This is a genomic window from Geitlerinema sp. PCC 9228 (assembly GCF_001870905.1).
In the GTDB taxonomy this organism is placed as follows: domain Bacteria; phylum Cyanobacteriota; class Cyanobacteriia; order Cyanobacteriales; family PCC-9228; genus PCC-9228.
Map to the genome: position 1 here is coordinate 20,994 of NZ_LNDC01000095.1, position 16,307 is coordinate 37,300.

A 16,307-nucleotide genomic window follows, 5' to 3' on the forward strand; every position below is an offset into this window, starting at 1 on the left:
GAAATTAGAAACTCCTATTTCTAGTTTAATCCCCAATTTGGTCTGTAGAAGATGGGAAAGAGGAGAGGAAAGCGGGAATTTTCGGAAAAATGGTCTTCTAGAATTGGCAGGTTCCCACTTCCTATGGTTTTACCCTTGTTTTGCCGCTGCAGTTTGGATAAATTTTTCGTATTCTGGATAAAACCATTCTGGCAAGCGATCGCGAGCGTTGGCTACACGCATTTTTTCCGCAGGCAGGTATAACATAGCTGCCATGAGAGCATTGATGGCTTGGGATTGCTTCAAACCTCGACCTTGACGTATCAATTCTTGCAAGCGTTCGTTTTCGGAGGCGGTGAGGGATTCTTTTTGGAAACCACTGTGTAGGAGGCTGCGATAGGCTTCTCCGGCTGCTTCTTGATAGACCTGGGAAAGTTGCTGGGAAGGAACTTTCAGCCAAAAATCGGTGAGTTGCTGGCGTAGCGATCGCAGTTCGTTGGCAATGGCAGTTTCGCTAGGATCGATTTGATATAAATTGACGCAACCAATGACCCGATTGGCAAAGTTCCTGGGAAGGGATTTTGATTCGGTTTCGGCAGAAATAGGCGATGGTTCTGTTGCTGGCGATGGAAGCGTTTCTTCGGTCGCTTCAGATTGCCAGTTGTAGACCAATTGTTTAAATAGGGGAGCGATTTTTTCGGCGTAGGCACGCGGGTTGAGAAATGGCGGGGTTTGTTGCATTTTTTGCCAAATGCGATCGCGATATTGCTGGCGTTTTTGCGGATTGTTTGCCAAATCCACTGCCAATTGAATATAGCTATTTTCGCTAGTAGCAATTAACTCCGGAATTTCCAACTCTCGCAACATGGCTGATGCTTGCCTGGCTCGTAAAGAATTTCCCTGTAAAACAATCGTTGGAATTGAAACTTCTAGGGGATCGACTGTAGAGTTGGCTCCTGAATATGGATAGGAGTCAAGGTAGATATCAACCAGTTGCAAAGATTTTTTCACATCCGTACGACTAGGCAAAGCTTTTAGCACCAGTAAACGTTCTTTCGCTACACCATATTTTTCTAAAGTAGCTTGCATTTGGTTGAGAAAAGATGTAGCTGGGTAGGAATTGCTCCAACTAGGAGCAAATGGATACAAAAGCAATTTAGAATTGGGCACAGAAGCCAGAATTTTTGCCCAGGTTTCTCGCACTTCGGGAATAATTTTGTAAAAGTTGGCACCAGAAGCAAAAATAATGGATTGTTCGTCAATTCCCCAACTTTGACGGCTTGCTTGAACCGTGGGTTTCGGAGGTTGCGTTGCGTAGTAACTGAAGCAAAACCCCGCTCCTTCTAGCAGGAGGAGTTTCTCGTTGTATTGCTCTTGGGGATTGTCTGGTTTCTCGGCTAGTTTTCCAGATATATAATAATCAATATTTCGCATTCCTGTAGTAACGGGAGAAGAAAAACCAGTAATTTGTACTCTTGCCAAACGATGCAATGCCAACCATGCAATTGTATGGGAAATTGCTGTAACGTTGCTCCCAATCAATAAAATATCTAAATCGTCGTTACGAATTGTCCGAACTTTATCGTACAAACTTTCAGGAAGTTTGATAAATCGATCCGCGCGATCGCGACAATAGTTTTCTAGAGAACTGGGATTCTCTTGACAGGCATACAAAATAATTTCAAATTGGTTGCGGTCTAAATATTCAAAAACAGGTAATGTAGTAAATGTTTCTGTTTGTGGCTGAAAATGATTATTGACAATTCCCAAACGAATTTTGCGATCGTGGGGGCGTTGGGAAAACTCAAAATCTAATTGACCCCCTTTCGCGCGCAACGCAAATTCCATCAAACTGGCTCTTTGATGGTATACCTCTTTGAGATTTAGATCGTTAAAATAAAGGGGAATCGTATTTAATTTCCTAGCAAAAGTCCAAGCAAATTGCTGCCAAAGATGGATATTTTTATTATCTCGAACTTTGGCGTTTATATACCCAACAATTCCTCGTACATATTCAAAATATTGTTCTGCTTCCCCCAGATTTTGAAACCATCCCGGTGTTTCCACCAAAAAGTCCAAAAGATTTTGCAAAAAGCATTTAGGAACTGGCAAATTTTGATACCACTTGGCAGGTAGCTGATAGGGATAGTTGTACAACATAGCAACCATCAGAAGCCGCATATCTTGCGGATTTTGCGAAAATTTGGCAAGCGACTGTTTTACAATTGATTGTTCGGTTTCATTTTTTGGGTTATTTTTTAACCCAGTATTCAAAACTGTTTCCTTATAATGATGGGAGAACGTTTGTAGAATATTTTTATCTGGGATTTGCTTTTTCAAGCTTAATATTTCCCGTGCAATTTGGTAGCGTTTTTTGCTTGCTTGACTCCATGAAATAGCACGATCTGATTGATGGGATTCCAGATGATGTCTTTTTGAGGCTTCCTTGTAAATCCCCAAACTGCTAGCTACTTTGTTAGGTATCGAACAAGCAAACCAAATACTCGTTCCTTCAATTGAACCAAATTCTACAAACTCTGAATTAGAAAAAACGATTTCTTGTACAGCTTCAATAACTCCAAAATTTTTACCTTTCTGGTAGTCATGCCCGCATAAAATGCCCCCAGGCTTCAAACATTGTAGAGCAATATTGATATCTTTACGTACATTTTCATAATCGTGGGCAGCATCTATAAAAATTAAATCGAAAAATTCTTGCGGCAATAATTCTTGAAATTGCTGGGTCGAACCACGCATGACGCGAACGCGATCGCTAAACCATTCAATATTTTTTAAGAAATCTTCAAAAACGCCATAATCGGTTTTTGGTATTTTGTAAGCAGTTGGATCGGCGTCGAGGCTGCCTCTTTCCTGAAAATTTTTCCATATATCCAGACAATATAGTTCTTTGGCAGAATTTTGCAATCCGTAACCAATGGCATTACTAGACCTACCTCGATACGAACCAACTTCTAAAATTCTACTGCGATCGGGTAAAGCCGCAACGAGCCGATATAAAGTTAAAATTTCTAATTCGCTAAACCAGCCTCCTACTCGTTCGACTTTTTCGATAACTTCAGTTTCAATATTTGTTTTGGGCGGTAATTGGTAAATATTCATTGTCTTTTTCTTTTTATGTTGATGCTCGTTTTCTTTATGTGAATAATTCCGATTGCTTTTTAACAATTTACGAATATTGTTTTCCACGTCTTTAGGTTGCTTTACAAATTCGCAAAAATCCAACCCCTGGGTCCAACTATTATAAAACGCCTCGTTTTTATAGTAAGAATTTGGCAGAAATATGTGTGGTTTACTTAACAGCGTACATAGAATATGTCCGTGAAGTCGATTGGTTAAAATCAAGCGATGTTGTAGAAACTGATATGCCCCCGCACAGAGCATCTTTAAAGACAAACGGTGCCACTCTGGTTGGCTGACGCTAGATAAACTAGTAAAAAGCTCTCTTTGCTGGAACAAATCTATTAAACGATCTTGCAGGCAACGAACCCCCTGCCGAAAAGAAATCCAATCGTCAACTACCAAATTATCAATATTTAAATTATCGAACCCTCGATTGTTCTCTTTATCGGTTCTGCGATGGTGTAAAATTGAATTATTTTCGCGTATATTCGATGGTAGATTCAGTAAATCAACAAGCTGAAAAGCCATATCTGGCGCTAGATAAACCTTGCACTTGTCAAAATATTTTTGAGCAAACTCATAACTAGTGCGATCGCGACAAAATAGCGTTAAATCTGGGTGACTGTTCAATATTTTTCTAGCTCTATCCAGTGCCGATTGGCTTTGAAAATAAATTGTTTGTGGAAAACTAATAATAGGACGGTCTTGATAGCGAGCAATAATATATTCTCGGAAAGGTTGATGCCACGGCCATATATCTCCGAAGTTGCCCCCACCATGAATAAAAATCGGCGCTTTTCCTACTTGCCCTTCCATTTCTTCATGGGAAAAATTATTGCGAGTAGCTACATATCCAATTTTTGTTTTCAAAACATCTTTAAGGTATAAAACGCCTCCCAACCAAATTAAATGGTCTCCTAAATTAAAATGTCCTGGATAATCGATAAAAGCACAATTATCCACAGAAGGTATAACTTGCAAAGCTGAATGCAAAATCCTTTTTACTGTGCCCGAAGTGACTTTTTTGCTTTGTTCGCTTTTCATAGTATTGACCAATAAAATAATTTGTAGAAATAAAAAAGAATAACTTTAGAGAAACATCCTCTAGCAGAAAAGTTTTTTACTTATTATTGCAAAACCCTTTATGACAATTCTAGCGACGCTAAGTCTACCATACGTTTGCATTCTCAGATCGTACGAGCGGCCAAGCATTGCTCAAAAGTAAACTCTAGCGTACAATCGATCTCTACACGGCAGCAAGCAATAACCATCGCTTAACCTTGCAATTGGTCTGTGGTAGAGACAATACTTCTGTTTGTGCCGATCGTGAATGTTCCTAGAGCAACCATCTAGACCGAACAGGTGGGCTCTGCTACCTGTAGTTTCGTTATTCCAGTAGCGCTCCGCTAGGGAGTTGGCCGGTTGAAACTTCACTATCTGTGTGGATAAAACAATTTCTATAGAGACCTTGTTGGTTAAAGCTCGCTCCTTCCTGTAGAGGCCAAACAGGCGAATTTCAAAACTATGGCAGCTAAATCCTAGACAATAAGGAAAACTTGCCTCTAATCAGTGTAATTTTAAGAAAAAATATCTGTTACTTTCGTACTTAGCCAAATTTTGATAGTTTATCGGCAGCCAATGTGGGGTACACTCTAGAACAGAAATTCTACGACTGGCTTAGGAACCAACAGTGGCAAACCCTAGTCTACACCAGTAGACACGGAACGAGCAAGTGCGGTAGACTCTCTGGGGATAAAAATACCCAGGCTTAGTGGGCAGTATATCGCCTGCAACAAGATTCATTGACGGACACAAAGTCAAAGCTGCATTACAAGAGGAGCAAATTCTCATGGCGGTCACTCTCAATAACGAAGACAATCTATTTGCGGCAATAGACCCAGACACCATTTTTGGTTTGGATGGTGACGATACCATATCTAGCGCCGGTGCTGGCGGTAGTCTCCTGTTTGGCGAAGCTGGAGACGATTCCCTTTCCGCTAATGGCGACGGCGACACCCTAGACGGTGGCGAAGGCGATGATACCCTTACTTCTGAAGAGGACCAAGTTTCTATCTCCGGCGGTGCTGGCGAAGATACAATCGACGTAAGTGGCGATAACGTCAGCATTAGTGGCGGTGATGCCGAAGACACAATTAATTATTCCGGAGACAATGCCTTCATTCTTGCTGATGGTGCAGACGACATCATTAATCTAGAAGAAGGCGGTGAGGAGCATGCTGTTGCCGGTTTTGAGGGCAATGACAACATTGAAACCTATGGCAATAACGACACCATCAACGGCGGTCAGGGTGAAGATACTGTCAGTCTTGGTACAAATGCTGGAACTGATAGGGGTGAGTTCATCTTTTTAGGTGGTCGAGATAACGATTCCCTGAGCGTTGCTGGTGGTACTACAAGTGGAACCACTGGCGCTTTGGAAGGAGACAACCGTCTCTTTGGCAATCTAGGGGATGACACCCTTGAGGTAGTAGGAGATGAATCGACCGTTTTTGGCGGTCAAGGAAATGATTTAATTCTTGCTTACGGTACAACGAACGAGATGGAATTGTTCGGCGACCTGGGCAGCGACACCATTACAGTAAATGATGGTGGTAGTGAAAATACACTTCGCGGTGGCAATATAAACGAGGAAGATAATCCCGACTCTGCAGATGACTACCTAGAAATAGGCACTAGCGGCGGAGATAATATTCTGTACGGCGGTATTGGTAATGACACCTTAAAAGCTACTTACAGGGGTAATGATAACAATGCAGATACTCTGTTTGGCGAAGGTGGCAACGACTATCTAGACGGTGGCGGTACCGTACAAATGTTTGGTGGTGCCGGTCAGGATACGCTAATTTACGATAATAGTGACGGCTTTGGCGCTGATTCAGACGAAGTTAATCTTTCTGGTGCTGGTGGTAACGATGAAATCCGCATTAATGTGGATAATGCCGGTGATGGAACCTTCCTCAACATTAACCTTGGTGATGGCGATGATATTTTAAGAGGAACTACGGCCGCTGGTACCGGATTAGAAGCCACTGGCGAAACTGGTAAAGATACCTTAATCGGTGGAAGTGGTGCCGATACCTTCATTGGTGGCGATGATGATGACCGCTTGCTGGGTATCGAAGGAACTGGAAGCCCTGATGGAGGAGCTGACAGCTTGCTAGGCTTCTCTGGCAATGATTTTGTCTCTGGTGGCGATGGTAATGCTGTTGTAGGTGCTACAGGCACACAACTGGATGATACTTTACGTGGCGGTGCTGGCGACGATACCTTAGTTGGCGGTGCTGGTAATGATTACTTGGTTGGTGGTGCAGACAATGATGTGTTCGCATTTGGTGAAGTAGCAGGGGTAGGAACGATTGGTGTTGGTACCGAGGGCTCTCAATTAGGTGTTGATACCATTACTGATTTTGGTTTCGGAGAAGACGAGATTGCCCTTAACAGTACAGTTTTCGATGGAATAGGAACTACTACTGGACCTACTGGGGATGCTTTCCTCGTTGACGGTGAATTTGTTGAGTTGAGTCCTGGCGATGCTGATTTCGATATAGCCTCCGCAGATGCTCTCTCTGCATCCCTTATCTTCCGGACTTTTGAAGGTAGCGGTACGCTATACTACAACGAAGACAATACCGCTGGCAACTTAACGCCTTTTGCCAATATTGACAGTACCGATGTCGATAGATTTGATTTCGTCATCCTCTAAAATTTTGGTTAAAAGCAGATAGCGCAGATAAAACCCACCAAAACTAGTAAAAAGCAGGACAGGAGAAAAGCTCTTGCCCTGCTTTTTTATTGGGTTATTGATTGTTTTTCGCTAACTTTACCTGCTTGCCGATTAAATTGAGAAAACCTTGCCCGGAATGCTGAACTTCTAAAAAACCAGCATTACTGGTGGTAGGTTTGTAAATGCGAAACGTACGCATAATCCCTAACGTGGCGGCACTTTCTAGAGGACCGATGAAGCTGGTGTCGCGGTCTAGAAAATGGGGCTGTCGCGACCAGTAGATCATTTGATTGCGGTTGAGGAAATAACAGCCGGCGTGGGGATTGAAGGTACGCCGAAATAAGACTGGCGTTTCCATAATCCAGCCTTTGAGTTCTGGCATTTGTTGGACGTTTTGGAATTTTTTGGTTAACTCGGGGCGCAAATCGCCGTCGATATAGAGTTTCATGGCTTCCCTATCCCAGGCAATCTCGTAGCGGTTGGGTTGCAGCAAGGCTTGTTCCCCGGCTTTGTTGTTGAACCATCGCAGTTTTTGGAAAAACCAAGGGTCGCGTACGATTAAATCGTCTTCTAAATAGCAGTAGTAGTCGTACTGACCCAACGAATCCCGCAAGACGGCTTGGCATTCAAATCCCAATAGCAAGGATTTGGCTTTGGTGGGATGGTGGATGTAGAGGTTTTGGGGAATGTCCAAACGATCCAGCAAATGATGGTTGCCGGTGGTACAGACCACAACGTCAATGTCGCAGGCTTGGTCTTCGTGGGCTGGGGTGGCTTGAACGCGCCGCAAATCTAGAGAATACTGGGATTTGCCGAAGACTTGATGCAATGAGGTGATGCACTCGCTCAAAGCCTGGATTCGCGGTTGGGGGTTTTTGCGTTGGGAGGCGTGGTGGGCGGCGTTGTCTTTGGGTTGGTAAAAGTGGGGAATGGTGAATAGGATGCGCATAGGTTTGTAGAAAAGTGGAAGGCGTACCGGGGGTGGGGGCGTGGGAGTATTTTAAAGGAAGGAATAGGGGTTATTTTTCAAACAGTTCGGGAACCCGGGAATATAGTTCGCGGTTGAGGCGGGGAAGGTCGGCGCGCATTTGCTGGTACCAGTTATATCGCTGTCGGTAGTGCTGGCACAAGAGGCGGTTTTGTTTGACCCATTCGTAGGCGTTGGTTGCTATTTGCCGTCGCCAGGTGGAATGGTCGATGGCTTGCCGGAGTTTGGTTTCTAGTTCTGCTGGCGAATTGTAGAGCAAACCGGTTTTGCCTTCGACGATGCTTTGTTGGTATACCGTGGGAGATGCGATCGCAAGTACGCCATGGGCGGCATGTTCTAAAAATTTTAAATCGGATTTCATGGAATTCATTCGGGTAGGTGCTAGGGGTAACAAACCAATGTCACAGGTTCGCAAAATGGCTTGGTAGCGGTCGTAATCACAAAATGGGGTAAATTCTTTGTACGGAGTCTCCAATCGCTCGAAAAACTGGCGATCGTGAATTACTTGCACTCGCACTTGTTCCCCATACTCCGTTAAAATCCGATTGAGGGGGTCCATGATGGGTTCCGCATCTTCTTCCCGATTCACGGCTCCAAAAAATATGGTGACTGGCTGCTGTTGGTAAGTACGCGGTGGCGGCAAAAAGGCTATTTGATTGGCAAATACGGCTACATTGGGATTGTGCTGGCGTAAATACTCTGCTAAGGGTTCTGTAGACGTTTGCACGCAGTGACAGCCGCGATAGCTGAGGAAGTGATTGGCAGCGTATTCCGGACGCCGCAATGGGTCGTCGTCGATTTCCGCTACGATTAAATAACCGGCTTGCAATAGCGTTTTCAAGCTTTGCAGGCTTTGGGGATATTCCAAGATTCGCCGCTGCCAAATAAAAATTTTTTCCTCTTGCGGTTTGGCTACATTTATGCTACGCGCTGCTTCGCCCGATACTGTACGTACGCCGGGAATGGTACCAAGAAAGCGATCGGGAAACAGTACCCTGGCGTGACCGCAAACTTGGGGGGCACCGAGGGTGGTCTGCACGAGAACGCGCGGCGGCGGGGCTTGGGCTTTGACTGCTCGCACAATGTATTGCAAGGCACTGGTTTGGGTGGCAAATTGTTCGGCAGAAATATTTAACTGCTGCAAAACTGGTGCCATTATTTGTTGGAATTGTTGAAATTGCTCGTCTTGGCGACCTCGGGGGCGAATTTCGTCGATTTGCAGTCCCGCTTGCGAAAAAAGTTTTTTTATGCTATCGAGGGTAAAAAATCGTAGGTGGGTGCGATCGCACAATCCCCGTTCTTGATAGTCCCATCTGCCCCGCAGTAAATTGAGAATAGCACTCCAATGTTGGATGTTGGGAATGCAAGCCAGCACTTGTCCCCCTGGTTTCAACCATTGGATATGCTTTTGTAAGGCTTGCCAGGGGTCTACCATGTGTTCCAACACATCGCCATACACTAGGCAATCTATACTCTCTGGTGTCAATCCCAACTGGCTGAAATCCACCGTTTCTCCATCAGCTGCGATCGCACCATCCAATCTTTGAGCGGCTATTTGTACCGCTTCTGAATAATTATCGACGCCCAAATAGCGACCGTGGGGATTCACCTGCCGATATTGTTGCCCCAACGCCCCCGTACCGCAACCGATTTCTACGATAATTTCGGCATCGGCAGGCAGCAATTTCAGCAAGTCGGGATTGGCGCGATCGTAGTACGCTAGATTCATAGTCGGTTTGGTTTATAGAAAAACATTTATAGAATGGAGGAACGCCAAGATGGGTAAAATAGCAGGTATGTGGAATTGACTCAACACTCCCCATCTCCCCAGCCCATGCCTATATTTTCCTATAGAAAAATCTCGTTGAGTTGCTAGAATCTTTCTAGTTCTCTAGCTTCTCTATAAGTTTCAGAAGCTGACGGTAGAATATTACATAAAAATGAGCGATTTATTTCAAGTCGGCGATCGCGTCGTTACAGACCACCAACTCCCTACTCTCTTGCAACGGTATCAGTTGATGCCGCAATTGGTGCGCGAAATTATTATCGACCGAGCCTTGGAAACTTTTCCCCAAGAACAAGGCCTGCAAGAAGAATTTACCTGCACCGACGAGGAAAAACAAGAAGCTATTGAGAATTTTTACCAACAGAAAAAACTCGATACGGAAGAAAAACGCCAAGCCTGGCGAGAACAGCAAGGGATAACCCCAGAACAAGTAGCAGCGATCGCGATTCGTCCCCTTCTCATTGATAAATTTAAAGAAGCCAAATGGGGAAATCGTGTAGAATCCCACTTCTTGAAACGGAAAAACGACCTCGACCAGGTGGTTTATTCTCTCATCCGGATTCAAGATTATGGTTTGGCACAGGAAATTTACTTCCGCATCCAAGAAGGAGAGCAAAGTTTTTCCGAACTGGCACGGGAATATTCTAAAGGTCCAGAAGCCCGCACAGGTGGTTTGTTAGGACCGGTTTCCCTCAGCCAACCCCACCCCATGCTAGCCAAATTGCTCTCCATCAGCCAGCCAGGTCAGTTGTGGGCACCGCGCAAGCTTGCCCAGTGGTTTTTGATTATCCGATTGGAAAAATACATTCCCGCCCAACTTGACGATGCCATGCGCCGCCGCATGATCGACGAGTTATTTGAGAATTGGTTGCAAAAAGAAATCAAAAATAACGGCAAGGTTCAGTTGTTAGACTCTTCCTCAGTGGCTTCGTAGATAGGCATACCGAGCATGGGGGCATCGACTCTAACAACAACCAATTATATCTCCCAGGCTCGGTAGGCTCGGTACGCCCCCTGCTACCACAATTTCACATGGGGCAACTTCTGGCTCCAATCCTCGCCAAAGTGCTGAATTTCCAAAAAATTGGCATTTTCGGCGGCTGGTTTGTAAACCTTGAACGTATGCATGATACCGCTGGAAGCGGCACTTTCTAAAGGTCCAAAAAATCTTGTATCTGGCGTGCCGAAAAACTCCTGTTGCGCCCACATTTCCATTTGCTGGGCATTGAGGAAAAAACAACCGGCGTGGGGATTGCTGACCCGTTTGAAATAAATAGGCTGCCCCATGAGTTGGGCAGTTAGTTTTTGTTGGAAAACATAGCGAATCTCCTGGTTGCGTTCGGTTTCAAACTCGGGGTCAATGTAAACTTTTTTAATATTTGGGGGAAAAGGCAACTCGTAGCGGTTAGGCTGCAACAAGAATTCATTGCCCATAGAGCTGGTAAACCAATGAAGCTTGGCAAACAGCAAAGGATCGTGCAGTAGCAAATCGTCTTCGATATAGCAATAATAATCGTAGTTCCCTAAATTTTCCCGCAGAACGTGATGGCACTCAAACCCCAGGAACATGGGTTCTGCTTGGCACTGATGGTGCTTGTATAACGACGATGGTATTGGTAGTCTTTCCAGAAGATGCCGGTTTTGCGTTGTACAAATAACTACATCCAACTGGGAACGATAGTTCTGATTGGCCGGCAAGACCTGGGGAGCTTGCTGGTAGTAATAGTAATCTTGAGAGGTTCCGTAATGGGCACGCAAAAACCGTAAATTGAGGGTTAGCGCCTGCAAACGCGATCGCGCATCGCTTTTGGTGGCCCCATAACGACCATCGCCCTTTGGATTGTAAAAATGGGGAATTGTAACCAATACTTTCATAGACTGGTGCTAAAATGACCTCGATTGTCTGCTATAGTCGGTCATTATTTCAAAATTTATCCCCCTTTTTTCCCGCGAAAACGGCGTTCCACTCCCCAAGACCAACCACCCATGAAGCAAGGTTTCCACCACTGTTGGTAGCATGACTCAAGCAATCTCTCCATCGCACATCCCCGATTTTTTGGCAAAAACGCCTCCCTTCGACCGTTTGGCACCGGAAAAGCGTAAATCCCTAGGTGCCAAATGCCAGTTGCTGCGCTATCGCATTGGGCAGCGCCTGTTCGAGCGCGATAAAATGCCCAATCAAATTGCCATCATTTACGACGGTCAAGTTCGCATCCTGGGGTTTGACCAGCGAACCCAGTCGCAGGTGAGCCTGAAACGGGTAAGCTCCGGTGAAATTCTGGGTTGGGCAAGTTTGGTACGGGGAATACCCAGCGAAACTGCGATCGCTTCCACCGAAGTTACCTGTATTACCCTTGCCTCCGGAGACTTTTTAGCGCTACTGGAAAAAGAACCCGCATTACAAAGGTATTTTCAGGAACACGCTTCCCTGACAGAAGTTTTTGAACTGCTCAGTTTGGAACTAGAAAGGCGAGCGGATAGCGGTTTTGACCTGCGCGAGCTGGCTTTAGATCTGAGCGAAAAAAGCCGAGTCGTGACCCTACAACCGCAAACCCGGGTCAGTTCCACGGATTTAGACAGCAATTTTATTTGGTTAGTTAGCAGCGGCAAACTCCAGGAAACCCCTTCCGGGTCACGTCTGGAATTTAACGGCAGCTCCCTCACCGTAGAAAGCAACAAAGGGGCGCGTTTGTTAGGGGTTCCCGCCCAAGAACTCCAACAGCAATCCCAACCAGTGGCGGAAGAAAACGTGGAAGTGTTGCCGGCAGCGTCAGAACAGCACGACCGACAAGAAATCCCCTACGGTCCGGAAGCTCCTGAAGAAGGGGAATCCGACGCCCTCGCCCCAGCTACCAAATATCCCTTTTTCCGAGGACGGGGGTCGGTGGATGCGGCCATGGCTTGTTTTAAAATGATTAGCCGCTACCTGGGGTTGTCTTTCCGCCGCGACCCTATTCGCAAATTTTTGCTCAACCAAGTCAATCAAAAAGGAGACCTAACCCTTTACGACTGCGGTGCCGTGGGGCAATCCTTGGGGTTGCAGGTGCAGCTAGCTCAAGTGCCCAAGCGATCGCTCAAACGGCTAAAAGGTCCGGCTATGATCGTCTGGGAAGGCAGTTTCGCCTTACTCTACAAAATTAGCGAAAAAGAAATTGTCATGGCCGTCCCCGAAGTGGGGGTCATGCACAAAACCCCAGAAGAAATCACCGATACCTGGGAAGACACCGGGCAAATCCTGCTTTTGCACCAACCAGCCGCCGACCGCAAAGAAAAATTCGGCTTTTGGTGGTTCCTCCCCTCCCTAATGCAGCATCGCCAGGTGCTAATCGAAGTCTTCATCACCTCCTTTTTCATCCAACTGTTCGGACTGGCAACCCCCTTAGGCTTCTTTCTAATTATTCAGAAAGTCATCGGGCAGCGCAATACCGACATATTGGAGGTCATCGTCATCTTTCTGATCGGTGTTGCCCTGTTAGAAGCCATCCTCACCGGCTTGCGCAGCTATACCTTCGTCGATACCACCAACCGCATTGACCTCAACTTAGGCTCTCAAGTCATCGACCACCTGTTTCGACTGCCCCTGTCTTACTTCGACAAACGCCAGGTCGGGGAAACCGCCGGTCGGATGAACGAGCTAGGCAACATCCGCCAGTTCCTCACCGGTACCGCCCTCACGGTCGTCTTGAACGCAGTCTTCTCCGTTCTCTACATTGTGATTCTGGTTGCCATCAGCCCCCTTCTGACTGCAGTTGTCTTGGCGGTTGTGCCCTTATTTGCCTTGCAAATTCTGATTACATCGCCCGTGGTACGACGGATGCTGCGGCGACGGGCAGAGCGTTATTCCGAAGCCCAATCCTACTTGGTAGAATCCATCGGCGGCATTCAAACCGTCAAAGCCCAAAACCTAGAGCTGACGGCGCGTTGGAACTGGTACGAACGCTACGCCCGCTACATGAACGCCTCCTTTAAAACCGCCCTGACCCAAAGTACAGCCTCTTCCATATCCTCATTTCTCAACAAAGTATCCATGATGTTGCTGTTGTGGTTTGGCGCGTATTTGGTTCTAAACGACGATGGGTTCACCCTCGGTCACTTCATCGCCTTCCGCATTATTTCCAACAACGTGATTCAATCCCTGGTTAGTTTCGTGCAAGTTTGGCAAAACTTCCAAGAAGTCGGCATGTCGGTGGAACGGTTGCAAGACATCTTAAACGCGGAACCGGAATCCGACGACGAAACCATGCAAAACATTCCCATGCCGGATGTTCAAGGGTCAGTGGCTTTCAACGAAGTATCCTTCCGTTTCCACGAAGGCGGACCTTTGGTGCTTACCAACCTAAATGTATCCTTTGACAAAGGCACCTTCATCGGCATTGTGGGTCAATCCGGTTCCGGGAAAAGTACCCTCATGAAGTTATTGCAGCGATTGTACGAACCCACCTCCGGCTACATTCAAGTGGATGGATACGATATAAATAAAGTAGAGCTGTATTCCCTGCGACGCCAAATCGGTGTGGTCTTGCAAGACACCCTGCTGTTCAACGGTACGGTACGCGACAATATTGCCCTATCCAACCCAGAAGCCTCCGACGATGAAATTATTGCCGCCGCCAAAGTAGCCGCCGCCCACGATTTTATTATGGGCTTGTCTCAGGGTTACAACAGCCCCGTGGGAGAACGAGGAGCGAATTTGTCTGGCGGTCAGCGTCAGCGAATTGCCATTGCCCGGGTGGTCTTACAACGTCCGCGATTAATCATCCTCGACGAAGCAACCAGCGCCTTGGACTACAACACCGAACGTTTGGTCTCCCAAAATCTACAAGAAGAATTCAAAGGTCGCACGGTCTTTTTCATTACCCACCGCCTACCCACCGTGAAAAGTGCCGATACCATCTTAGTTATGGACAATGGATCGTTGGTGGAACAAGGCACTCACGAAGAACTAATGGGTCTCAAAGGACGGTACTACTGCCTCTACCAACAGCAAGAATCTCAGCTATAAATTGAGATATAAATTGAGGAAATCGTATGACTACACAGCGCAAACTGCCACAAACAGGAACTTTAATTGACCAACCGGTTATTTTAGAACGTTCCCGATTTTGGTCGCGGGCTTTCATTTATCTGATTATAGGTGGTGTCGTTTCTGCCGTGATTTGGGCTTCCGTTGCCAAAATCGACCAAGCCGTCCCCGCTCAAGGTAAACTAGAGCCAAAAGGTGCGGTCAAACCAGTTAAAGCCCCCGTGAAAGGGGTGGTGCAAAAAATCCACGTCGAAAACGGGCAAAAAGTAGAAAAAGGAGATTTACTCGTCAGCCTCAAACCCCGGGTTGCCCGTTCGGAAGTGGAATCCTTGCGAGAGTTGCGCAACAGCTTGATGCGCGAAAATCAGGTATATGATTCTGCCCTCGATGGCAATAGCAACAATCTCAATACCAATAACGCCCAAATCACCGATGCGGAACTGAACCACCTCACCCAAACCCGGGAGAATCTCCTGGCGGAGAACCAATTTCTCCGGGCGCAACTGCAGGGAAACATCGGTACTATCAAAACGATTAACAACAGCGATTTTTCCCGCAACCAGCAGCAACTGGTCATCGCTAGCCTATCGGAGTACCGTTCCCAAATCCAATCGGCGCGTTTGAAAATCCAGGGAAAACAAGAAGAACTTTCCCAAGCGGGTGTGGAACTAGACGCCGCCAAAAAACGCCTGCAAAAATTGCAGGAACGTCGGCAAAATGCAGAACAACGGGAAGAAACGGCCCGGGAAATGATGGAAACCAACCAGGAAATGGTGGAAAACATCAAACCGTTGGTGGAACAAGGGGCTATGTCGCAAATGCAGTTGACTCGGCAGCAGCAGGAAATGCTCTCCAGTCAAAATCAGGTGATTTCAGCCCGGGATGAAATGAACAGAACGCAATCTGAAATTCAATCCACCCAAGCTGAAATCGAACGCTTGCAACAGGAACAGCAGCGCCTGCGGTATGAAATTTCCCGTTTCCAGGAAGAACTGAACAATGCCAAGGCGAAATTCCAAAAGGAAATCCGCACCCGTATTGCTGAAAACCAGAAGAAAATCGACGAAGCCGAAGCCCAATTGAGTCGGTCGCGTTTGGACAACCAACAGCAACTGGCCCAAATTCAAAGTCGTCTGGCTAGTGCAGAACAGGATTTGGAATACCAAGAAATTCGTTCTCCAGTGGATGGCTATGTTTTCAATTTAAAACCGACGGACGAGTATGTGGTTGACGCCTCGGAAACTGTGGTAGAAATTGTGCCTACTGAGGAACTGGTGGCATCGGTGGAAATTAGCAACCAGGATATTGGTTTCGTTGAGGAAGGCATGAAAGTAGACCTGAATGTGGCTTCTTTCCCGCACACGGAATTTGGTGTTATTGAAGGCGAATTGGTTGAAATTGGCAAAAATGCGTTGCCTCCCGACCAGCAAGAAGGACGCCAGCAATACATGTTCCCAGCTAAAGTGCAATTAAAACAGCAAAGTTTCCCCGTTGGTGAAGAACGTTCTATTCCTTTGCAATCGGGTATGGCGGTAACAGCGCAAATTCAAGTACGCGAACGTACGGTGTTGAGCATTTTGACCAATGCTTTCTTGCGCAAAACCAGTAGTTTTGAAAATGTCCGCTAGTCAGGAAGGTATGGAAG

General features: G+C 46.3%; 8 protein-coding genes and 1 pseudogene. 4 read left to right on the forward strand and 5 right to left on the reverse strand.

The window, feature by feature from the left end; all coding sequences use genetic code 11:
* Nucleotides 1-129: 129 nt before the first annotated feature.
* Entirely contained in the window at nt 130-3,099 is a 2,970-nt protein-coding gene (locus AS151_RS08515) for a class I SAM-dependent methyltransferase (protein ID WP_244532950.1), read from the reverse strand.
* A gap of 177 nt (nt 3,100-3,276) precedes the next feature.
* Nucleotides 3,277-4,164, reverse strand: a pseudogene (locus AS151_RS23215) (polysaccharide pyruvyl transferase family protein); the annotation flags it as partial.
* 805 nt (nt 4,165-4,969) lie between these two features.
* Between AS151_RS23215 and AS151_RS08520 the strand changes: the two are divergent.
* A complete protein-coding gene (locus tag AS151_RS08520; protein WP_071516622.1) occupies nt 4,970-6,844 on the forward strand; it encodes a calcium-binding protein in 1,875 nt (624 codons plus the stop codon).
* Nucleotides 6,845-6,938: 94 nt separating this feature from the next.
* Here AS151_RS08520 and AS151_RS08525 read toward each other — a convergent pair whose 3' ends face one another.
* Together AS151_RS08525 and AS151_RS08530 are read right to left on the reverse strand one after the other, a co-directional pair.
* A complete protein-coding gene (locus AS151_RS08525; RefSeq protein ID WP_071516623.1) occupies nt 6,939-7,814 on the reverse strand; it encodes a hypothetical protein in 876 nt (291 codons plus the stop codon).
* 70 nt (nt 7,815-7,884) lie between these two features.
* Nucleotides 7,885-9,582 (reverse strand): methyltransferase domain-containing protein, encoded by a 1,698-nt coding sequence (locus AS151_RS08530; protein ID WP_071516624.1) that lies wholly within the window; start codon nt 9,580-9,582, stop codon nt 7,885-7,887.
* Between the two features lie 211 nt (nt 9,583-9,793).
* Here AS151_RS08530 and AS151_RS08535 point away from each other — a divergent pair, with 211 nt between their 5' ends.
* A complete protein-coding gene (locus AS151_RS08535; protein ID WP_071516625.1) occupies nt 9,794-10,573 on the forward strand; it encodes a peptidylprolyl isomerase in 780 nt (259 codons plus the stop codon).
* A gap of 83 nt (nt 10,574-10,656) precedes the next feature.
* Here the strand turns inward: AS151_RS08535 and AS151_RS08540 are convergent, their stop codons facing one another.
* Nucleotides 10,657-11,514 (reverse strand): hypothetical protein, encoded by an 858-nt coding sequence (locus AS151_RS08540; protein ID WP_071516626.1) that lies wholly within the window; start codon nt 11,512-11,514, stop codon nt 10,657-10,659.
* 142 nt (nt 11,515-11,656) lie between these two features.
* Between AS151_RS08540 and AS151_RS08545 the strand changes: the two genes are divergently transcribed.
* The gene (locus AS151_RS08545) at nt 11,657-14,641 is read left to right on the forward strand and encodes a peptidase domain-containing ABC transporter (protein WP_071516627.1); all 2,985 of its coding nucleotides are present in this window, start codon (nt 11,657-11,659) and stop codon (nt 14,639-14,641) included.
* Between the two features lie 26 nt (nt 14,642-14,667).
* Nucleotides 14,668-16,290: an HlyD family efflux transporter periplasmic adaptor subunit gene (locus AS151_RS08550; protein ID WP_071516628.1), complete on the forward strand. Its 1,623-nt coding sequence runs from the start codon at nt 14,668-14,670 to the stop codon at nt 16,288-16,290.
* Nucleotides 16,291-16,307: the final 17 nt, after the last annotated feature.

Coding starts and splice junctions, on each gene's coding strand:
- AS151_RS08540 (WP_071516626.1), bottom strand. CDS start 11,514: ATGAAAGTATTGGTTACAATTCCCCATTTTTACAATCCAAAGGGCGAT.
- AS151_RS08550 (WP_071516628.1), top strand. CDS start 14,668: ATGACTACACAGCGCAAACTGCCACAAACAGGAACTTTAATTGACCAA.
- AS151_RS08530 (WP_071516624.1), bottom strand. CDS start 9,582: ATGAATCTAGCGTACTACGATCGCGCCAATCCCGACTTGCTGAAATTG.
- AS151_RS08525 (WP_071516623.1), bottom strand. CDS start 7,814: ATGCGCATCCTATTCACCATTCCCCACTTTTACCAACCCAAAGACAAC.
- AS151_RS08520 (WP_071516622.1), top strand. CDS start 4,970: ATGGCGGTCACTCTCAATAACGAAGACAATCTATTTGCGGCAATAGAC.
- AS151_RS08545 (WP_071516627.1), top strand. CDS start 11,657: ATGACTCAAGCAATCTCTCCATCGCACATCCCCGATTTTTTGGCAAAA.
- AS151_RS08515 (WP_244532950.1), bottom strand. CDS start 3,099: ATGAATATTTACCAATTACCGCCCAAAACAAATATTGAAACTGAAGTT.
- AS151_RS08535 (WP_071516625.1), top strand. CDS start 9,794: ATGAGCGATTTATTTCAAGTCGGCGATCGCGTCGTTACAGACCACCAA.